Here is a 19,462-nt window from a genome sequence, read left to right as displayed (position 1 = left end):
ACGGTGCCCGTGGAGTCCTCGGCGGCCGGCGCGAACCCGGCTTCGCGCAGCACCGTGAGCACGTCGGCGATCGGTGCCTGAGACACCGCCACAGTGGGGGCCAGCAGGCGCAGCTCAAGGCGGTCGGCGCCTGGCGAGGCGACCGCCTGGGCCAGCAGCGCGGGATCTTCACACCGCAGGAACGACGTGGCCATCCCGACGCGCAGCTGGCCGTGGCGGCGTGCCACGTCGTCGATGAGATACGTCAACCCTTGCGGCACCGGGGTTTTCGAGTGTTTCTCGAACAGGGAGTGCAACTCGCTGGCGGTCCGCCCGGCATCGAGTGCGCGCCGGATGGACGGTTCGCTGATCCGGTAGACCATCGCCGCGCCCGCCGATTCGACGGTGGCCACCTCGGCCAGGTGCTCGGCCAGATCGCGCTCCAGCGGGCCGGGCACGATCACCGTGAGGTCGGCCTGCAGCAGAAAGTGGTCGAGTGGTTTGGGCAGCGCCTTGGCCATCGCGGCCAATACGTCCTCGTCGGGGTCGCCGGCCAGCAGACCGCGGGCGGGCGTGCTGATCGCACCGCGGCCCACCATGCCCAGCGAATGGGCCTCGGCGAGCAGCCCGCTGACGGTGGCCGGCTGCAGACGCATCGCCCAGCGCGGACGGCGCCAGACCATCGCCCGGGACAACTCGGCGCCGTCGACTCCGGTGCCCGGAGCCAGTTCGGCCAGCACGCTCAGCATCAGCCGCCGGTCCAGCGGAGCCGCGGTCGAGTACAGCGAATCCGACAGTGCGGCAAAGGGTTTGTTGTCCGGGCCGCGGCTGCCGATCAGGGCGGGCCTCGCCGGCAGGTCCAGCCACGTCGCCGCCAGCAGGTGCCAGCGCACGGCAGTGGGGGATTCGATGAACCGGTCGGCGGCCACCGTCGGCGCCCAGTAGGGCCCGGTCCCGTCACCCGGATCCGGATCGGGCATCCCCGCAGCGATCAGCCCCGCGCCCGCGGCCAGTTCCAGGAGAAGGCCGAGGCGTGGTTCGTCGATGCCGGTGGTCTTGGCCAGCCGCTTGACGTCGCGCACCCCGAGTCCGCCGTTGCGCAGCTCGGGAACCGGTGCGCTGCCGAGGGTTTCGATGATCAGGTCGATCTCGCGCAACAGGTCGATGGCGGCACCGGCGGCCACCGCATCGGCATCGGCAGCCGTCGTCGACGTCGTCTGGAGCACCGGCGTGGTCAACTCCACCGGTCCGGGCGCCTCGCCGCGCATCACCTGGCCGACCACCCGGGGCAGGATCACCGTCTCGGCGTCGATGCGGCGCAACAGCCCGGCCTCCACGAGGCGAGGCACCGGCCGGTCGGGCGGGGTGTCGGGCGCAGCGTCGCGGGTTCGGCCCATGGGTGAGCCCTCCAGCAGCCGGGCCAGCAGTTCGCTCTGGGCCTCGTCGAGCCCCCCGAGCAGTTCGGCGATCTCGTCGGCGCTGCGCTCTGTGGTCTCCACGGCGGCCTGGCCGACGAACCACGGCAGGCCCGACGCCACTTCGGGCGCCACCCTGACGGCGGCCTCGCCCCACGCCAGGGCCCGCTCGCGCAGATCTTCCAGCGCGGTGGTCACGTCGCCGGAGTCGACGCGCTCACCCAACAGTCCGCTCACCTCGGACACCGGGACCGGGTGGGTATCTGCATGCAGGACCAGCAACGCGTCCAGGACGGCCAGCCGCAGGAAGTCCAGGGAATCGGTGGCAGCCTTGACCGACTGACGTGAGGTGGCGCGCGCGGCAAGCGCGGCGATCGTTCCCGGTGGCGGCTGGCTCAGGTCGGGCCGCAGCTCCAGCAGGCGGATGAGGCCCTTGTCGTCGAGGTCGGACAGCCAGGCACCCAGCGGGAATCCGGGAGTCTGTGCGGCGGTCATATCCTGACCAGCGTAAAGCAGCCTGCGCTGGACCTCCCCCCGGTCGCTGCGCTCCTGCCCGCCGAGCCATCCCCCGGTGGCTGCGATCCTGCCCGCCGGTCTCGCCTCCGGCGCAGGCGCCTGCCACAATGTGGGGCGTGGCTGACAACAAGAAGAACCATTACGTTGACAACGGCTGGCCCGTGCTTTCCGACGGCGATGATCACGCAGTGAGTGAGCTCGCCACCGACCGCACCGGCGCACTGTCGCCGTTCGGCGATGTGACCTTCCCCTTGCCGGCCGACGAGCTGCCCTTCATCCAGTCGGCCACCGTCGTCAACAGGTAACAGTGGGACTGTCGCACCTCGACGAGTCCGGCGCGGCACACATGGTCGACGTCTCGGCCAAGGACGTCACCAAACGCACCGCGAAGGCCGTGGGCACCCTGCACACGCGGCCGGATGTGGTGGCCCTCATCGCCTCGGGCGGCCTGCCCAAGGGTGATGCCCTGGCCACCGCGCGGGTGGCCGGGATCATGGCCGCCAAGCGGACCCCCGATCTGATCCCGCTGTGCCATCAGTTGGCTCTGACCGGCGTCGACGTGGACTTCGACGCCCGCGAGGCAGCGGTGGCCATCACCGCCACCGTGCGCAGCACCGACCGCACCGGGGTCGAGATGGAAGCCCTGACCGCGGTGAGCGTCGCCGCGCTGACGCTGTACGACATGATCAAGGCCGTCGACCCCGCCGCGTGCATCGACGACATCAAAGTGGTGCGCAAAGAAGGCGGTAAAACGGGATTGTGGGAAAGAACTACTCAGTGACGCGTTCGGCGCGGGTCATCATCGCCTCCACCCGTGCCGCGGCAGGGGTGTACGACGACCGGACGGGCCCCCTCATCGTCGGCTGGCTCTCCGATCGCGGCTACGACGTCACCGAGCAGGTGGTGGTCGCCGACGGGCACGCCGTCGGCGACGCCTTGCGCGCCGCCCTGGCCGAGCGCGTCGACCTGATCATCACCTCCGGCGGAACCGGCATCTCGCCCACCGATGCGACGCCGGAATCCACCATGTCGGTGCTCGACTATCAGATACCGGGACTGGCCGATGCCATCCGGCGTGCCGGCGTACACAAGGTGCCCACCGCGGTGCTGTCCCGCGGCGTCTGCGGTGTCGCCGGGCGCACCCTGATCGTCAACCTGCCCGGATCGCCGGGCGGGGTCAAAGACGGGCTGGGCGTGCTGGCCGGCGTGCTGGAGCATGCCTTGGACCAGCTGGGCGGAAAGGACCACCGATGAGCGCCTGTGCGAAGAGGAGAAGGGCCTGCCGGTGAGCGCCTGCGCGAAGAGGAGAAGGACCTGCCGGTGAGCGCATCCGTCATACGGGTCGAACTGACCGAGACACCGATCTCGCTGACCGAATACGAGGCCCTGGTGGCCCACGAGGCAGCCGGAGCAGTGGTCGGATTCTGCGGGGTGGTGCGCGATCACGACGGCGGCCGCTCGGTCACCCGGCTCGACTACTCCGCGCACCCCGATGCCCTTCAAACCTTGCAAGAGGTGGCCGCCGAGGTGGCCGCGCAGGCCACCGGGGTACGCGCGATCGCGGTCAGCCACCGCATCGGAACCCTGAATATAGGAGACGCCGCCCTGGTGGCCGCTGTGTCAGCGGACCATCGCAGGGCGGCGTTCGAAACCTGTGCCCGACTCGTCGACACCGTCAAAGAGCGGCTACCGGTGTGGAAGCACCAGTACTTCTCCGACGGCACCGACGAGTGGGTCGGCTCGGCCTGAAACTCAGCTGTTGATGACGATGTTGCCGTCGAGGCCCTGATTCTCGATGGCCTGCTGGATCTGATCGACGTAGCTGACCGGCTGTGCGGGGGCAGGCGCCGCTTCCGGGGCTGGGGCCGGGGCCTCAGGGGCGGGAGCGGGCGCTTCAGGAGCCGGCACCTGCAGAGCGGCGTCGGCGATCGGGGCGGCCTCAGGGGCCGGGGCCAGCGCGGCGTCCATCGGGGCGGCCTCGGGTGCCGGTGCCGGAGCCTCGGGGGCCGGCAGCGGGGCGTCCATCGGGGCGGCCTCGGGTGCCGGTGCCTCGGGCGGCGGCGGCAGTTCACCGTTGACCGCGGGCGCATCCAGCGGGGCCGGCTCGGGCTGGCTGACCACATTGCGCGGGGTGGCGCCCGACAGGCCGCGGCCGCAGACCGGCCAAGCGCCCTTGCCCTGGCCTGCCAGCACGCGTTCGGCGACGGCGATCTGCTGTTCCTTGGTGGCCATGTAGGCAGACGGGGCGTACTCGCCACCGCCGTTGGAACGCCACGTGCTCGGCGAGAACTGCAGCCCGCCGTGGTAGCCGTTGCCGGTGTTGATCGCCCAGTTACCGCCGGACTCGCAGCGGGCTACCGTGTCCCACTCGCCGTCGGTGGCGGCCATGGCCTGTCCGGCCAGCGCGAGGCCGCTACCACCGAGCACAGCTCCGGTGAAGGCGATCTTGGCGACATTCTTTGCTGAAGACGAGGAAGTGGGCTTGCGATGCCGTCCACTCATAAGCGTGAAGGTCCTCTCGTATGCGCCCACGAGGTCAGCTGTCGGGTTCGGATGGGAGAGGTCACCCGGCCGGCGTCGTCGAAACGGCGACGGCTTCACCCCAAGGGGCCGCAAGCGGCTCCTGGTCCTGAAATAAATCGGTGGACCGGTTGGGTCCCCCGCCTCCATCCTTGTTGTTCGTCGTGACCCTCGCCCGATGGATGGAGCTCGGCGCGTCGGTATGAGGGTGGGTCAACTGATTAGGGTCGGTTGACTTGGGAATGAACGGTAACGGCTCCCCGCAATCCCGTCACCTTTAGCGGCCTCGGGCGTTTTGCCTCTGAGCAAACTCTAAAAGTTGTTTAAAGGCGCAGGTTATTTCCGCGTTGTCGCAGGTGGGCGCGATGCTCCACCTCGCTGTAGCCAGCTCGTGACCATTTCGTTATGTGATGCAAATCACGTTAACCGCCGGCGAATGGCGGTAACACATCAATGGTTTGAGACGTTGACAGCGGCTTGTCCATATCGCGGACGGCCATGCCGTCCGACAGGTATGAGCAGCGCTTAAGCACGCGCGCGAGCTCCGCGTCGCGACCGCTGAGATGCTCGACGAGCGTCGCGATCGTCGAATCCTCGGCCAAACCTAACGTTTCCGTATCAACTCCGGCCGCGGCGGCGGCAGCGGCGAAATAGCGGACCGTTACGGCCACGGTGTGCTCCGTCATCTAGCCGCCGATCGCGCTCATCGGCCGCACGGGCTGCACGAAATCCGGGTCGTTGATCCCGTGTCCCGCGGGCTTTGCCCACATCGCCGTCCGCCAGACCGTTTCGATGGCGGCGTCGTCGGCGCCACCGCGCAGCAGCGCGCGCAGGTCGCTCTCCTCGGTGGAGAACAGACAGCTGCGAATCTGGCCGTCGGCGGTCAGCCTCGTGCGGTCACAGTCCGAACAGAACGCGTGCGACACGGACGCGATCACTCCGACGGTGCCCGCGGGGTGATCAGCGCTCGCCGCGACCTGCCAGAGCTCGGCCGGCGCCGAGCCGCGCGGCTTCGGATCGGGCCGCAGGTCGAAGTGGCGGCGCAGGGTGCCGAGAATGGCTTCGGAGTCGATCACGGTGCCGCGCTGCCAGGTGTGCCCGGCGTCCAGCGGCATCTGCTCGATGATCCGCAGCTGGTATCCGTGATCCAGGCAGTAGCCCAACAGGTTCACCACGTCGTCGAGACCCGAGACCGGGTCGAGCACCGCGTTGACCTTCACCGGCTGCAGTCCGGCGGCCTTGGCGGCCGCCAGGCCGTCGAGCACGTCGGCCAGTCGGTCCCTGCGGGTGATCCGGGCGAAGTGGGTGGCGTCGACGCTGTCCAGCGACACGTTGATCCGGTTCAGCCCGGCCTGTTTGAGGCCGGCGGCACGCCGGGCCAGCCCGATGCCGTTGGTGGTCAGGGTGATCTCCGGGCGCGGGCGCAGCGCCGCGGCGGCGGCCACCACATCCTCGAGGTGGCGTGTCACCAACGGCTCACCACCGGTGAACCGCACGCTGGTGATGCCCAGCCGGGTGACTGCGATGCGCAACAGCCGGTTCAGTTCGGCGGTGCTGAGCAGTGCCTCTCCGGGCAACCAGTCCAGCCCCTCGGCGGGCATGCAGTAGGTACATCGCAGATTGCACTTGTCGGTCAGGGAGACCCGGAGGTCGGTGGCGACGCGGCCGTAGGTGTCGACCAGCGGGCCAATTGTCGGGGCTGGGGCGAGAGACGCACCGATGGCCGGTCCGTCGGATCGATGCACCGTGGGCAACCCGAGTGGAGTCAGGGTCATACCGCGGCCTTCAGCGAGTCGACCGGGACGATCTCCTTGCCCAGTGGCACCAGCGAGACCGGGATCAGCTTGAGATCGGCCAGCGCCAACGGGATTCCGATGATGGTTACCGCCATGGCCACCGCGCTCACCAGATGGCCCAACGCCAGCCACCAGCCGAACAGGACGATCCAGATGATGTTGCCGATCAGGGCGCCGGGCCTGGTGCCGGGCTTGTCCACGATGGTTCGGCCGAACGGCCACAGGGCGTAGGAGGCGATGCGCAGCGAAGCGAACCCGAACGGGATGGTGATGATCAGGACGAAACAGATCAGCGCGGCCAGCAGATATCCCAGCGCCAGCCACAGGCCGCCGAAGACCAACCAGATGATGTTCAGTATCACTCGCATTGCCGGCGCATCTCTCTTCCAGAGGTGGTTCCAAGCCTACCGAGTAATAGGGGTGAAGCACCCAGCCAGGGCCGAGTAAGATCGCTCCATCGCGTCCCGGCGCTGACGGGACGCGAGCTTTATGTGTGTAGGTAGTTCTGACAAGACGAGCGGGTGAGTAGCAGTGCCGACCGGCAAGGTGAAGTGGTACGACGCCGAAAAGGGCTTCGGCTTTGTGTCCCAGGAGGACGGTGAGGACGTCTATGTGCGGTCCTCGGCGTTGCCCGCGGGTGTCGAAGGCCTCAAGGCCGGTCAACGCGTCGAGTTCGGCGTGGCCGCCGGCCGTCGTGGCCCGCAGGCGTTGAGCCTCAAGCTGATCGACCCGCCGCCGAGCCTGAGCCGGACCCGCCGCGAGGCCGAGCGTCCCGAGCACAAGCACACTCCCGATGAGCTGCACGGCATGGTGTCGGACATGATCACGCTGCTCGAGGACATCGTGCAGCCCGAGCTGCGCAAGGGGCGCTACCCCGACCGCAAGGTCGCGCGCCGGGTGTCCGAAGTGGTCAAGGCCGTCGCGCAGGAGCTCGACGCCTGATCCTTTGGTTCGCCGGGTGTTGCTCGGCGCACTGTGCGGCCAATATGTAGGTATGGCCCAGGGCACCTACGTCGCCGACAAGTCCACTTCCGGCGAGTTCCACCGCGATACCAACTACATCACCACCAGGATCACGCGCGATGGCCGTGACGGCTATCCGGTCGAGCCGGGCCGGTACCGGCTGATCGTCGCGCGTGCCTGCCCCTGGGCCAACCGCGCAATCATCGTGCGACGCCTGCTGGGTCTGGAAAGTGCTCTGTCCATTGGCTTTTGCGGCCCGACGCACGATGCGCGCAGCTGGACGTTCGACCTCGACCCCGGCGGGCTCGACCCGGTGCTCAAGATTCCGCGGTTGCAGGACGCGTACTTCAAGCGTGACCCCGACTACCCGAAGGGCATCACCGTGCCCGCGATCGTCGAGGTTGCCTCGGGTGCCGTGGTGACCAACGACTTCGCCCAGATGACGCTGGACTTCTCCACCGAGTGGACCGCGTACCACCGTGAGGGGGCGCCACAGCTGTATCCCGAGCCGTTGCGTGAGGAGATCGATACGGTGGCCAAGCGGATCTACACCGAGGTGAACAACGGCGTGTACCGCTGCGGGTTCGCAGGCTCACAACAGGCGTATGACGCCGCCTACGACCGGTTGTTCACGGCGCTGGACTGGCTGACCGACCGGCTGCGCAGTCAGCGTTATCTGGTGGGCGACACCATCACCGAGGCCGACGTGCGCCTGTTCACCACGCTGGCCCGGTTCGATCCGGTCTATCACGGCCATTTCAAGTGCAACCGGGCCAAGCTCGCCGAGATGGATGTGCTGTGGGCGTACGCGCGGGATCTGTTCCAGACGCCGGGCTTCGGTGACACCGTCGACTTCGTCCAGATCAAGCAGCACTATTACATCGTGCATTCGGACATCAATCCGACGCAGATTGTGCCCAAGGGTCCGGACCTGGCCAACTGGCTGACACCACACGGCCGGGAATCCTTGGGCGGCAGGCCTTTCGGCGATGGAACTCCGCCCGGGCCGACGCCTGAGGGTGAGCGGGTGCCGGCCGGGCACTCAGCGGGTTAGCGCGCGTCCGCGGGCTCGCGGTCCGGCCAGACGGTGCTGACCGACCACTCGGCGTGGGGCAGCGCGAACTCCTCGCCGTTCTGGTCCTGCACCAGGGTCAGCATCTGGACCGCCAGCCCGGTGAGCCGGCCCCGGTTGGGATCGACGGTGGGGATGGTGACGGCCAGCGTCGTCTTGGGTGCGTAGTACGTGACCGTCGTGTCGATCGGGTTCTCGTACACCCGCAGCAGCCGCCACGGTGCCCGGGCGACCGAACTGGGCACCGAGAGCTGAACCGGACTTTCCTTGGTGACCCGCAGCTCGCCCGTATCGCGCGGCTCCTTGCAGTCGTCGAGGTTGAGCACCTCGCAGTACTGGAACGGACCGACCCGCACCGCATGCCCGTGCGAGTACGCACTGATCTCCGGCAGCTGGTCCCCGTGTGAACTGTGCAGCCGCCAGACCCCGACCGCGGTGCCTGCAATCGCCAGCACGACCACGGCCGCAAGGATCGCCAGGGCACGCTTCATCGGGACTCCCACTGTGCTGTCGTCGGTGCTGTCGGGGGACGGGTGCCGCCGCCTTCTCGCGCGGCGTGGACCGGGCGGTTACCGCCCAGGCCGGGAATCAGTGATTCGCCGCGATAGCTCACGATGGTCTGCGCCAGGCCCAGTATCAGCACGGCCGTGATCGTAGTGAACCCGACTGTGAGGTCTGTATAGATCAGCACCCCGGTGGCGCCGCCGGCCACCCAGGCCAGCTGCAGCACCGATTCCGACCGGCCGAACGCCGAGGCCCGCGAGGCCTCGGGCAGGTCGTCCTGAAGGGACGCGTCCAGTGAGGCCTTCGCGATGGCGCTGGCGCCGGAGGTGACCAGTGTCGCCCCGGCAGCCACCAGCAGGTTGCCGGTCAGGGCGGTGGCCAGCGCGACGGCGGTGACCGCGGCAGCGGCCCGCACCACCAGCTGAGCGGGATGGCCGAGCTTGAGCCGGGCCGCGGCGATGTTGCCGCCGAAGTTGCCGATCCCGGCCGCGGCCCCGATCAGGCCGAGGATCAGCAGCTGTTCCCAGCCGCTGGCATCGTGCGATTTGGCGACGAACGCGGGGTAGAGGAACAGGAATCCGACCATCACCTTGATGGTGCAGTTGCCCCACAACGCGGTGATGGTGTTGCGGCCCAACGGCTGACGCTCGGCCTTGGGCTTGCCGGGGTGCCTGCGCATCTCGCCCGGGCTGCCGGATTGGCCGTGATAGCTCAGCGTGGTGGGCACCTCGCCCTCGGTGACCTCGACCCACTTGGGGATCCGCATGGACAGCACCGCGCCGGCGACGCTGACCGCGACGACCACGTACAGCGCTCCGGGCAGTTGCGCCACGTTGAACAAATATTCGGCGCCCGCGGCGATGCCGCCGCCGACGACGGTGCCGCCGAGCAGGCCGAAGGTGGTCAACCGGGAGTTCACCCGGACCAGGTCGATCGACGGCGGCAGCACACGCGGGGTGACCGCGCTGCGCAGCACCGAGAAGGATTTGGACAGCACCATCATGCCGAGCGCGCACGGGTAGAGCACCCAGGACGGATAGCTTCCGGTGGCGCCGTCGTAGTTGGCGATCAGCACCACGATCAGCACGGTGCGCAACGCGAACGAGGCGGCCAGCGCCATCCGGCGGCCGTGCTGCAGGCGGTCCAGCGCGGGCCCGATCAGCGGGGCGATCACCGCGAACGGGGCGATGGTGATCAGCAGGTAGAGCGCGACCTTGCCCTTCGACTCGCCGCTGGCGGCGGCGAAGAACAACGTGTTGGCCAACGCCACGGCCATCGCCGCGTCGACGGCGAAGTTCGCCACCACCGGCCAGGTCAGTGCGGTCAGCCCGGACTTGTCGGCGCCGTCGGCAGTGGCGGCGCGGTGCACGAAACCGTACATTCGCGAGCCCATTTCGCGGCTGCGCGCCGCGGCTGCCCGGGTGACGGTGACCTTCTCGCCGGCCGCCGACCCGACCCCGCGCGACGGCGGTGGGTCGTCGGGTGCCGAATACGCAGCGGTGTGTTGCTCATCGAGTGGCGGCAGCCAGCGGTTGGAGCTGGGTACCGATTGCCTGGGTGGCCGGCGCGGCGTCTCGTCGCTGGGGTAATTCGCCATTCCGGGATGTTCCGCGCCGTGATCGGCCGGCGGCCGCGGCGGGTAGTAGGTCACCCCCTGATTCTCTCTTATCGGGCGCGCAGGCGGCCGACAGCCGACCGGTGTGGCCTGGGGTTGCCCCGATCAGGCACTATGGAGGCAATGGAAAGCGTGACCGAATCTGCTGAGCAGACTCCCGACTCCGGCTTGACGGCCGGCCCCGAAGTGCCGTCGCAGGAGCAGGAGGCGTTGCTTCTTGGTGCCGCCGAGCAAGCCCGTGCGGCGTTGATCGAGTTCAGCGGCGAGGGCACCGTGGGCGAATACCTCGGCGTGAGCGTCGAGGATGCCGCCTCGGCCACGCACCGATTCCTGGCCGATCTGCCGGGTTACCGCGGTTGGCAGTGGGCCGTCGTGGTGGCGGCCTACCCGGGCGCCGATCACGCGACGATCAGCGAGTTGGTCCTGATTCCGGGGCCGACGGCGCTGCTGGCGCCGCAGTGGGTGCCGTGGGAGGAGCGGATCCGTCCCGGTGATCTCGGGCCAGGCGACCTGCTGGCGCCGCCGCCGAACGATCCGCGTCTGGTCCCGGGCTACGTGGCCACCGGGGATCCGCTGATCGACGACGTGCCCCTCGACCTCGAGCTCGGCCTCGGCAGGCGTCAGGTGCTCAGTGAGTGGGGTCGCGGGCAGGCAGCGCAGCGTTGGCACGACGGCGATTACGGGCCGGGTTCGGCGATGGCCCGCTCCACGCGCCGGGTGTGCCGCGACTGCGGGTTCTACCTACCGCTCGGCGGTGCGCTGGGCCTGATGTTCGGTGTGTGCGCCAACGATCTGTCGGCCGACGGGCATGTGGTGGAGGCCGAGTACGGCTGCGGGGCCCATTCGGACACCCCGCAACCGCCCGGCACCGGCTCGCCGATGTATGAGCCGTACGACGACGGTGTGCTCGACGTGGTCGACTGAGCTCTGCTCAGTTCTCGGCGGCGGCCTTGATCCGCGCCAGCGAGGCGTTCATCCCGTCGACGAGTTCGTCCTCGAAGCTCGGGACTCCGCCGAACAATGCGCCGACCAGAGCGTTGGACACGGCTGTCGTGCCGTTCTCGGCGTGACGGGATTCGGTCACGCGGGTGCCGGTGGCGGTCGGCTCCAGTTCGTAGCTCCACACGGTGTTGTTGCCCTCCACCAGGAACGCGAGCCTCTTGTTGTCGACGACCTCGGTGATGCGTGACGTGGTGGGCCAGAACATGAACTTCCGCCGGTTGAGATTGAACGTGCGGGTTCCCGGGCGGAGCGGGCCGAGGGTCTTCATGAACCGGCACTGCGGGCTCCACTGCGGCATCCGGCTCAGGTCCGAGATGAGCCCCCACACTTTGTCGACCGGTGCGTCGATGTCGACGGTGGCTTGCAGAAGTGGTGCGGCCATGGTGTCTCCTCAGGTCAATCCGCTTTGCGCACCGCGGGATCCACGGCGCACCGCGCGGCGCTGGATCAGAAAGATAGTCGTGCCCAGAACGCCGATCGCCAGCCCGGCGATTGTGAACGGCCGCCAGTGTTGCAGACCGCTGACGGTGAAGGCCACGACGGTCGCGATCAGCCAGCCCGTGGCGATCACGACGATCACGGGCCACGGCTCCAGCAACGCGGCGGGCAGGGCCGGCGGCTGCGGCGCCGACGTGTCGTTGGTGTCCTCGGTCATCGGTGACCAACGTATCCGATGCGATGGGGATTCATTGGTCTTGGTTTTAGCCCTTTACTGTCGCAGCCTCAGTATTATTTCCGATGTGAAGGATCCGGATGCGCGGCTCGCGAATGACCTGGCTCTGGCGGTTGTCCGTCTCGCGCGTCAATTACGTACGCGGCGTGCGCAATCCCCGGTTTCGCTGACCCAGTTCTCGGCGCTGGCCACCTTGGTCAAGGAGGGCGCGATGACGCCGGGTGCCCTGGCGGTGCGCGAACGGGTGCGCCCTCCGTCGATGACCAGGGTGATCGCCTCACTGGCCGAGCTGGGTCTGGTGGCCCGCACGGCCCATCCGGTGGACGGACGCCAGATCGTGGTGTCTGCCTCTCAGGCCGGGATGACCCTGGTGGAGGCCGAGCGCCGGGCCAGCCAGGAGTGGCTCAAGTCCCAGCTCTTGCGGCTGGATCCCGATGAACGCCAGACTCTGCTCACCGCCACCGATCTGATGTCCGCCATGGTTCTCGAAGGCGCGTGAGTCTGCTGCAGGTCATCGATATAGCGGATCCGTCCGATACCCGGTTGGACGACTTTCGCGATCTCAACAGCGTGGACCGCCGGCCCGATCTACCCAGCGGCAAGGGTCTGGTGATCGCCGAAGGGGTACTGGTGGCTCAGCGGATGCTGGCCTCCCGGTTCGTCCCGCGTGCGCTGCTCGGCACCGACCGGCGCCTGACGGAGCTGGCCGCCGACCTCGAGGGCGTGGATGTCCCGTTCTACCGGACCAGTGCGGACGTGATGGCCGCCGCGGTCGGGTTCCACCTCAACCGTGGCGTGCTGGCTTCGGCTTCGCGGGCGCCCGAGTTGTCGGTGGCGCAGGTGATTTCCGGGGCGCGCACCGTGGCGGTGCTCGAAGGGGTCAACGACCACGAGAATCTCGGGTCGATCTTCCGCAACGCCGCCGGGCTGGCGGTCGATGCGGTGGTGTTCGGTGCGGGATGTGCTGATCCGCTGTACCGGCGGGCGGTGCGGGTGTCGATGGGCCATGCCCTGCTGGTTCCCTTCGCGCGGGCCGAATCCTGGCCCGGTGATCTGGAACTATTGCGGGACAACGGGTTTCGGCTCATGGCCATGACGCCGGATCCGGCTGCCGCGACGCTGTCCGAGGCGATGTCGCAGCTCGACGGCGACCGGGTGGCGGTTCTGGTCGGCGCCGAGGGCCCGGGTCTGACCGAGCACACGATGCGGGCCAGCGACGTGCGGGTGCGCATCCCGATGTCGCGTGGCACCGATTCGCTCAACGTCGCCACGGCGGCGGCGCTCGCGTTCTATGAACGTGCCAGGCTCGGGAGCCGAGATCGCGTTAGATTGACTCCGTGACCGACGATTCCACGCCGTGGGGGACCGGATTGACGGTGGCCGCCTTCGTAGCCGTGGTGCTGGGTGCGGCGATCGTGGTGCTCGGGGTAGGCCTGCTGCGTGTCCACCCGCTGCTGGCGGTCGGGCTGAACATGGTGGCCGTCGGCGGGCTGGCCCCCACCGTGTGGGGCTGGCGGCACCGGCCGGTGTGGCGCTGGTTCGTCCTGGGTTCGGGCGTGGGGGTGGCGTGTGGCTGGCTGGCGCTGCTGGCGATCGGGTTGACCCAGGGCTGAACCCGGCCTGACCCCGAACGTCTCAGGCCACCAGCTCTGCCGCGGTGTAGTTGGCGTCGAGCAACCCGGCGACGGCATCGTCGCGGCGGAACGGCCTGCCGTGGACCGCGAACATTCTTTCGGCCGTGGTGGTTTCGGGCTGCCAGCCGGTTTCGGTCAGGTAGTCCGCGACGGGGTTGCGGTCGCCGGAGAAGATCAGCTCTGACAGGTCGTCCACCTCCAGGCCCTGCTCGCGCTGGTGGTCGGTCAGTGTCCGTATCCGGCTCTCGGCCGGCTCGGAGTGCCCGCTCATCCAGTCGGTGGCGATGCGGCTGCCCGGTGCGCTGAGCGCGGTGATGTTGTCGAACAACCGGTCTTGGGCGTCGGGAGGCAGGTACCCGAGCAGTCCTTCGGCGATCCACGCGGTCGGAGCCTGCGGGTCGAAGCCGCGGGCGCGCAGGGCGGCGGGCCAGTCCTGGCGTAGATCGATGCCGATGGCGTGCAGTTCCGCGGCCGGCGCGGCGCCCAGATCGGCGAGTGCCCGGCCCTTGAACTCGATGACGGCAGGCTGATCCAGTTCGAACACCGTCATCCCGGCCGGCCAGGGCAGCCGGTAGGCGCGGGCGTCCAGCCCCGAGGCCAGGATGACGGCCTGGCGGATGCCCGCCTCGACGGCGGTCAGGAAGAAGTCGTCGAAGTAGCGGGTCCGGATCGCCATGCCGTCGGCGATCACGTGCGGATCGAGCGGCTCGGCGGCGCCGTCGGCGACCAGGTCGCCCTGGGCCAGGCGCACGTAATAGTCCACCCCGACGGCGTCGACCAGGGGCCGGGCGTACGGGTCGGAGATCAGCGGGTCGGCGGCGTTGGAGGCCAGGGCCCGGGACGCGGCAACGCCGGTGGCGGTGGCGCCGACGCCGGTGGCCAGATCCCAGGTGTCGTTCTCGGTGCGTGGCATGACCCCTCCAGATGTATAGCCAAGCTAGTTATTAGACACTATAACTAACTTAGGAGGGTGTGGGAGAGTCGCGTGCGCCACATTGCGATGTCGTCGACGCCCAGAATGCGCAGCACCACCTGATCGGCGCCGGCGTCCCGGTACTCGGCGATGCGCCCGGCGATGACTTCGGGAGAACCCCAGGCGGCGATTCCGTCGAGCAGGCGGTCGCTGACCGTGTCGATATCGGTCGCGGTGAAACCCTGGCGGATCAGGTTGCGGCGGTAGCCGCCCTGGGACGTCAGGAACCGCAGCGGTTCGGCGGCGGCGCGTCGCGCTGTTTCGCGGTCGGTGACGGGCATGACCATCAGGAGGACCGCCAGCATCCTGTCCGGCCCCAGTGCCGACCGCGCGGCCGTCACGTACGACGGCGTCACCAGATAGGGATACGCGCCGCCGGCCCGCTCCCGCGCCAGGGCCAGCATGTTCGGGCCGAGTGCGGCCAGCACCCGCCGGTCCGCGTTGATGTCCGCGACGTCGAGCTCGTCCAGGTAGGCGTTGAGAGTGGCCATGGGCTGAGGGCCGTGCGCACCGCCGAGGCCGACGAGGAACCGGTCGGGGTGCTCGCGCTGAAGTTCGGTGTAGGTGGCGATGACCTCGGCGGCCGGCACCCGCACCACCGGAATGATCCCGGTGGCGATGGGGATCGAGGTCGTCGCGCGGACCGCTGCGGCGAGCATCGGAAGATTGCCCGAGCGCCACAACGTGGAGAACCCGAGGTCCTCGGCATGGCGCGCCTCGTCGGCCACCACTGCCGCATCTTCTGTGAACGGATTGCTGCCGGCCAGCCCGATCGGGCCAAGGGAGGTCATGCGTGCCGACGCTATGACCTCAAGAACGCTTCAGGTCAAGCGATCAGGGCTGGGTCCCCGACGACCGCACGCCCAGCAGGACGTCCTCCCAGGCCGGAACCGCGGGACGGGCCTTGCGGCCGCGCTTGGGTGCCGGGGGAGCAGGCGCGGGAATCGGCTCGGCCGGTCGGCTGAACTGCTCGGGCACCGCGGCCGGCGTGTCCGCGACCTCGTGGGTCTCGTGGTTGTCGAACAGGTGCGGCACCGCGGCGACGGGACGCAGCGGACGGCCGAAATCGGGATTGATCAGCTGACGGGCCGCATCGTCTGATGCGGAGACGGTGCCGCCGTGAGCTCCGGGGGTGTACCGGAAGTGTGCGACGTTGTCCGACCGGCCCGCCTTCCAGGCCAGCTGCACGGTCCACCGGCTGTCCTCGTTGCGCCAGGCGTCCCAGGCGATCGAATCGGGGTCAAGGCCTCGGGCCACCACGGCCTGCGTGACGGTTTCCAGCAGCGTCAGCACCGAGGGGCCGTCGGCCAGCACCGGATGCGCCGCGGTGGCCAGCTCGGCCGCGCGGGCGCGCTCCAGCAACACCGGATGGGCGAACCGCTCGACCCGCTCGACAGGCACCCCGGCTGCTTCGGCCAACTGCTCGACCGACGCCCCGGCGCGAATCCTTGCCTGAATCTCCTTGGGTCGCAGCACGTTCTGCACCTCTACATCGATGTCGGTCTGATTCGAGGTGACCTTGTCACCGCGCATCGCAGCGCGGAGACGGTCATCGACACGCAAGCTGAACATGTCCTTGGCGGAGTCGTCGGATTCACAGATGATGCGTCTGCCGTCTACGTTCAATCCAACGACTCTGAGTTCTCGCATACCGACCAAACCTCCTGCGCGAACCCTACTGCGTTATGGGCCCGTTACCGGGCTGACACGCTGGCGGGACAGGCCCGGAGATGAAGGCTCGCTCAGAGCTGTCCGACGACCCAGTCGACGCAGCTGGTCAGGGCGCTCACGTCGTCGGGCTCCACGGCCGGGAACATGCCGATCCGCAACTGATTACGGCCCAGCTTCCGGTAGGGCTCGGTGTCCACGATCCCGTTGGCCCGCAGCACCTTGGCGACCGCGGCGGCGTCCACCGAATCGCTGAAGTCGATGGTGCCGACGACCCGCGAGCGCAGCGCCGGATCGGTGACGAACGGGGTGGCGAAGCTCGATGCCTCGGCCCACGAGTACAGCCGCTGCGAGGAATCCTCGGTGCGCTTGACGGCCCAGTCCAGCCCGCCGTTGCCGTTGAGCCAGTCGATCTGCTCGGCGAGCAGGATCAGCGTGGCGATGGCCGGGGTGTTGTAGGTCTGGTTCTTGAGGCTGTTCTCCACCGCGGTGGGCAGCGACAGGAAGTCTGGCACCCAGCGGTCCGATGCGCCGATCGCCTCGATCCGGGCCAGCGCCGCGGGGCTGACGATGGCCAGCCACAGGCCGCCGTCGCCGGCGAAGTTCTTCTGCGGCGCAAAGTAATACGCGTCGGTGTCGGCGATGTCGACGGGCAGGCCGCCGGCGGCCGAGGTGGCGTCGATCAGCACCAGCGCATCGCCGGCCGGACGCTGCACCGCCACCGAGACGCCGGTCGAGGTCTCGTTGTGCGCCCAGGCGACGGCATCCACCGACGGGTCGGACTGCGGCTGAGGCGCGGTGCCTGGGTCGCTCTTGACGATGATCGGGTCGCCGATGAACGGGTTCTTGGCCACGCACGAGGCGAACTTGGCGCTGAACTCGCCGTAGGTCAGGTGAAGCGACTTCTTGTCGATCAGGCCGAAGGCCGCCGCATCCCAGAATGCGGTCGAGCCGCCGTTGCCGAGGATGACCTCGTAGCCGTCGGGAACCGAGAACAGTTCGCGCAGGCCGTCGCGGACGCGGCCCACCAGATTCTTGATCGGCGCCTGTCGATGGGACGTGCCGAACAGATCCCCGGCAGCGGCCAACGCGGTCAGTTGCTCAGGACGGACCTTGGAGGGTCCACATCCGAAACGGCCGTCGCGGGGCTTGAGGTCGGCGGGGATGATCAGTTCAGCCATGGGACCAGCCTAAAGTCGGCCGCTACAGCGTCAAAATTCGGGCGCCGTCCGTGGTGACGGCCACAGTGTGCTCACTGTGTGCGGCGCGGGCCCCGGTGGCGCTGCGGAGCGTCCAGCCGTCGGGGTCGTGGACGTAGCCCGTGGTGCCGTCCGCGATCAGCATCGGCTCGATCGCGAGCACCAGTCCGGGCTGCAGTGCCAGGCCTTCCCCGGGTTGTCCCGAGTTGGGGACGTGCGGCGCCTCGTGCATGGTGCGGCCGATGCCGTGCCCGCCGTGGTTGGCCAACAAGCCGTATCCGGCTCCGCGGGCCACCGACGCGATCGCGTGGCCGATGTCACCCAGCGTGTTTCCGGGTCGCACCGCGGCGATCCCGGCGGCCAGGGCCGCATCCGTCGCCTCGATCAGTGCGCTGTCGGCCGCCCGCGGCGTGCCGATCACGAAGCTGCGGGCGGCGTCTCCGCACCAGCCGTCGAGAATTGCCCCGAAATCCACCGACACCAGGTCACCGTCCGCGAGGACGGTGTCGCCTGGGATGCCGTGGACGACCGCGTCGTTGACGCTCACGCACAGCACCGCCGGAAACGGGCTGGGCGCCCAGCGCGGGTGGTAGTCGAGGAACGGTGAGCCGGCGCCGTGTGCGGCCAGGATTTCGGCTGCGATCCGGTCCAGATCAGCGGTGGTGTGCCCTGCACCGGCCTTTTCGGCGATGGTTCGCAATGCTTCGGCAACTACTGCACCGGCCGCCGCCATCGCTTCTACCTGGTGCTTTGTCTTCAGATGGACCACGTGCGGTTACCAATCGGCAAACGAATCAAATCAGGCATGGACTTTTACTCGATACCTGCGGTACCGTTTGTACAACAAGTGGGTAGATGTAAACCTCAGACGATTATAGAGAGGTCTGCAACATGGCTCGGACCAAGATGGTCAGGCGTTGGCGCAAGAACATGGACGTCAGCGACGATATTGAGTACGTCGACATGCTCGCGACACTGTCCGACGGGTCGGTGCGACGCAACTTCAACCCGTACAAGGACATCGAGTGGGATTCGCCCGAGTTTGCGGTGATCCCGAACGATCCGCGCTGGATCCTGCCGTCGACCGACCCGATGGGTGGTCACGCGTGGTACCAGGCGCAGCCGGTCGAGCGGCAGATCCAGATCGGCATGTGGCGCCAGGCCAACGTCGCCAAGGTGGGCCTGCACTTCGAGAACATCCTGATCCGCGGCCTGATGGAGTACTCGTTCTGGGTGCCCAACGGTTCGCCGGAGTACCGGTACTGCCTGCACGAATCCGTCGAGGAGTGCAACCACACCCTGATGTTCCAGGAGATGGTGAACCGGATCGGCATGGATGTGCCGGGCATGCCGCGGCTGCTCAAGTGGCTTCAGCCGCTCATCCCGCTGGCCGCGGGCCCGCTGCCGATCCCGTTCTTCTTCGGCGTCCTCGCCGGCGAGGAGCCCATCGACCACACGCAGAAGAACGTGCTGCGCGAGGGCAAGGCCCTGCATCCGATCATGGAACGGGTCATGGCGATTCACGTCGCCGAGGAGGCCCGCCACATCTCGTTCGCGCACCAGTACCTGCACAAGCGGGTGCCGAACCTGCGTCGCAGACAGCGCTGGATCCTGTCGCTGTTCGTGCCGCTGACCATGCGCATCCTGTGCTCGGCCATCATCGTGCCGCCGCGGGCGTTCTGGAAGGAATTCGACATCCCGCGCTCGGTGCGCAAGGACCTGTTCTTCGGTTCGCCCGAGTCGCGCAAGATGCTGCGGGACATGTTCGGCGATGTCCGCATGCTCTGCCAGGACACCGGCCTGATGAACCCGATCGCAAAGCTCATCTGGCGGATCTGCAAGATCGACGGGCCGCCGAGCCGTTACCGTAGCGAGCCACAGCGCGAGCACCTGGTCTCGGTCGCCTAAAGCTCCTCCCGGAGGGTTCGAAGGT

Annotated in this window: 25 protein-coding genes and 1 riboswitch; of the genes, 11 read left to right on the top strand and 14 right to left on the bottom strand. The window is 68.4% G+C overall.

Annotated elements, in window-relative coordinates:
- Window positions 1-1,889 (bottom strand): helicase-associated domain-containing protein (locus EH231_RS16860; RefSeq protein WP_124714298.1); only part of this gene is annotated, 1,889 nt, incomplete at its 3' end.
- 128 nt (window positions 1,890-2,017) lie between these two features.
- Here EH231_RS16860 and EH231_RS16855 point away from each other — a divergent pair.
- From EH231_RS16855 to EH231_RS16840, 4 genes are all read left to right on the top strand, one after another.
- Window positions 2,018-2,215: a hypothetical protein gene (locus tag EH231_RS16855; RefSeq protein ID WP_070944746.1), complete on the top strand. Its 198-nt coding sequence runs from the start codon at window positions 2,018-2,020 to the stop codon at window positions 2,213-2,215.
- Window positions 2,216-2,217: 2 nt separating this feature from the next.
- Complete coding sequence (gene moaC / locus EH231_RS16850; protein ID WP_124712823.1) at window positions 2,218-2,691, top strand: cyclic pyranopterin monophosphate synthase MoaC; 474 nt, start codon at window positions 2,218-2,220, stop codon at window positions 2,689-2,691.
- Entirely contained in the window at window positions 2,688-3,164 is a 477-nt protein-coding gene (locus EH231_RS16845) for a MogA/MoaB family molybdenum cofactor biosynthesis protein (protein ID WP_164480922.1), read from the top strand. Before moaC ends, EH231_RS16845 begins: the two co-directional genes overlap by 4 nt.
- Window positions 3,165-3,230: 66 nt before the next feature.
- Window positions 3,231-3,659 carry a molybdenum cofactor biosynthesis protein MoaE gene (locus tag EH231_RS16840; protein ID WP_090426848.1) on the top strand — a complete coding sequence of 143 codons (429 nt, stop codon included), beginning with the start codon at window positions 3,231-3,233 and terminating at the stop codon, window positions 3,657-3,659.
- 3 nt (window positions 3,660-3,662) lie between these two features.
- Here EH231_RS16840 and EH231_RS16835 read toward each other — a convergent pair whose 3' ends face one another.
- The 4 genes from EH231_RS16835 to EH231_RS16820 all read right to left on the bottom strand — a co-directional run bounded on the left by EH231_RS16835 (window position 3,663) and on the right by EH231_RS16820 (window position 6,594).
- Entirely contained in the window at window positions 3,663-4,412 is a 750-nt protein-coding gene (locus EH231_RS16835; RefSeq protein WP_090426850.1) for a transglycosylase family protein, read from the bottom strand.
- Window positions 4,413-4,420: 8 nt separating this feature from the next.
- A riboswitch (cyclic di-AMP (ydaO/yuaA leader) is annotated at window positions 4,421-4,605 on the bottom strand.
- Window positions 4,606-4,852: 247 nt separating this feature from the next.
- Window positions 4,853-5,116: a MoaD/ThiS family protein gene (locus tag EH231_RS16830; RefSeq protein WP_044520338.1), complete on the bottom strand. Its 264-nt coding sequence runs from the start codon at window positions 5,114-5,116 to the stop codon at window positions 4,853-4,855.
- Window positions 5,117-6,205 (bottom strand): GTP 3',8-cyclase MoaA, encoded by a 1,089-nt coding sequence (moaA, locus tag EH231_RS16825; protein WP_090426853.1) that lies wholly within the window; start codon window positions 6,203-6,205, stop codon window positions 5,117-5,119.
- A complete protein-coding gene (locus tag EH231_RS16820; RefSeq protein WP_090426856.1) occupies window positions 6,202-6,594 on the bottom strand; it encodes a YccF domain-containing protein in 393 nt (130 codons plus the stop codon). Before EH231_RS16820 ends, moaA begins: the two co-directional genes overlap by 4 nt.
- Window positions 6,595-6,757: 163 nt before the next feature.
- Between EH231_RS16820 and EH231_RS16815 the strand changes: the two genes are divergently transcribed.
- Together EH231_RS16815 and EH231_RS16810 are read left to right on the top strand one after the other, a co-directional pair.
- Window positions 6,758-7,168 (top strand): cold-shock protein, encoded by a 411-nt coding sequence (locus tag EH231_RS16815; protein ID WP_044520322.1) that lies wholly within the window; start codon window positions 6,758-6,760, stop codon window positions 7,166-7,168.
- Window positions 7,169-7,220: 52 nt separating this feature from the next.
- Entirely contained in the window at window positions 7,221-8,243 is a 1,023-nt protein-coding gene (locus tag EH231_RS16810; RefSeq protein WP_124712822.1) for a glutathione S-transferase family protein, read from the top strand.
- Here EH231_RS16810 and EH231_RS16805 read toward each other — a convergent pair.
- Complete coding sequence (locus EH231_RS16805; RefSeq protein WP_090426861.1) at window positions 8,240-8,752, bottom strand: DUF2771 domain-containing protein; 513 nt, start codon at window positions 8,750-8,752, stop codon at window positions 8,240-8,242. The genes EH231_RS16810 and EH231_RS16805 overlap by 4 nt on opposite strands.
- On the bottom strand, window positions 8,749-10,362 hold the full coding sequence (locus EH231_RS16800; RefSeq protein WP_090428740.1) for an MFS transporter: 1,614 nt from the start codon (window positions 10,360-10,362) through the stop codon (window positions 8,749-8,751). Before EH231_RS16800 ends, EH231_RS16805 begins: the two co-directional genes overlap by 4 nt.
- Before the next feature lie 141 nt (window positions 10,363-10,503).
- Here EH231_RS16800 and EH231_RS16795 point away from each other — a divergent pair, with 141 nt between their 5' ends.
- On the top strand, window positions 10,504-11,304 hold the full coding sequence (locus tag EH231_RS16795; RefSeq protein WP_090428743.1) for a DUF3027 domain-containing protein: 801 nt from the start codon (window positions 10,504-10,506) through the stop codon (window positions 11,302-11,304).
- 7 nt (window positions 11,305-11,311) lie between these two features.
- On the opposite strand, the gene EH231_RS16790 is transcribed toward EH231_RS16795, so the two are convergent.
- On the bottom strand, window positions 11,312-11,764 hold the full coding sequence (locus EH231_RS16790; RefSeq protein WP_124712821.1) for an SRPBCC family protein: 453 nt from the start codon (window positions 11,762-11,764) through the stop codon (window positions 11,312-11,314).
- A 9-nt stretch (window positions 11,765-11,773) separates the two neighbouring features.
- On the bottom strand, window positions 11,774-12,037 hold the full coding sequence (locus EH231_RS16785) for a DUF2530 domain-containing protein (RefSeq protein ID WP_090426868.1): 264 nt from the start codon (window positions 12,035-12,037) through the stop codon (window positions 11,774-11,776).
- Window positions 12,038-12,122: 85 nt separating this feature from the next.
- On the opposite strand from EH231_RS16785, the gene EH231_RS16780 reads away from it, so the two are divergent.
- The 3 genes from EH231_RS16780 to EH231_RS16770 are packed head-to-tail and all read left to right on the top strand — an operon-like array spanning window position 12,123 to window position 13,668.
- Complete coding sequence (locus EH231_RS16780) at window positions 12,123-12,554, top strand: Rv0880 family HTH-type transcriptional regulator (RefSeq protein WP_090426871.1); 432 nt, start codon at window positions 12,123-12,125, stop codon at window positions 12,552-12,554.
- Window positions 12,551-13,396: a TrmH family RNA methyltransferase gene (locus EH231_RS16775; protein ID WP_124712820.1), complete on the top strand. Its 846-nt coding sequence runs from the start codon at window positions 12,551-12,553 to the stop codon at window positions 13,394-13,396. Before EH231_RS16780 ends, EH231_RS16775 begins: the two co-directional genes overlap by 4 nt.
- A complete protein-coding gene (locus EH231_RS16770) occupies window positions 13,393-13,668 on the top strand; it encodes a DUF2537 domain-containing protein (protein ID WP_090426877.1) in 276 nt (91 codons plus the stop codon). The genes EH231_RS16775 and EH231_RS16770 overlap by 4 nt, the downstream gene beginning before the upstream one ends.
- 22 nt (window positions 13,669-13,690) lie before the next feature.
- On the opposite strand, the gene EH231_RS16765 is transcribed toward EH231_RS16770, so the two are convergent.
- The 5 genes from EH231_RS16765 to map all read right to left on the bottom strand — a co-directional run bounded on the left by EH231_RS16765 (window position 13,691) and on the right by map (window position 18,298).
- Entirely contained in the window at window positions 13,691-14,602 is a 912-nt protein-coding gene (locus EH231_RS16765; protein WP_124712819.1) for a class I SAM-dependent methyltransferase, read from the bottom strand.
- Between the two features lie 44 nt (window positions 14,603-14,646).
- Window positions 14,647-15,453, bottom strand: coding sequence for a TIGR03620 family F420-dependent LLM class oxidoreductase (locus tag EH231_RS16760; RefSeq protein WP_124712818.1), 807 nt, complete (start codon window positions 15,451-15,453; stop codon window positions 14,647-14,649).
- 43 nt (window positions 15,454-15,496) lie between these two features.
- A complete protein-coding gene (gene sepH, locus EH231_RS16755) occupies window positions 15,497-16,312 on the bottom strand; it encodes a septation protein SepH (protein ID WP_124712817.1) in 816 nt (271 codons plus the stop codon).
- Window positions 16,313-16,404: 92 nt separating this feature from the next.
- On the bottom strand, window positions 16,405-17,511 hold the full coding sequence (gene serC, locus EH231_RS16750) for a phosphoserine transaminase (RefSeq protein WP_090426888.1): 1,107 nt from the start codon (window positions 17,509-17,511) through the stop codon (window positions 16,405-16,407).
- A gap of 22 nt (window positions 17,512-17,533) precedes the next feature.
- The gene (gene map / locus EH231_RS16745; protein ID WP_124712816.1) at window positions 17,534-18,298 is read right to left on the bottom strand and encodes a type I methionyl aminopeptidase; all 765 of its coding nucleotides are present in this window, start codon (window positions 18,296-18,298) and stop codon (window positions 17,534-17,536) included.
- 122 nt (window positions 18,299-18,420) lie between these two features.
- On the opposite strand from map, the gene EH231_RS16740 reads away from it, so the two are divergent.
- Complete coding sequence (locus tag EH231_RS16740; RefSeq protein WP_164480920.1) at window positions 18,421-19,437, top strand: AurF N-oxygenase family protein; 1,017 nt, start codon at window positions 18,421-18,423, stop codon at window positions 19,435-19,437.
- Window positions 19,438-19,462: the final 25 nt, after the last annotated feature.

This window comes from Mycolicibacterium nivoides (genome assembly GCF_003855255.1).
Taxonomy (GTDB): Bacteria; Actinomycetota; Actinomycetes; order Mycobacteriales; family Mycobacteriaceae; genus Mycobacterium; species Mycobacterium nivoides.
Note: the sequence above shows the minus strand (reverse complement) of the source record. Positions and strands in the feature narration are given on the sequence as shown.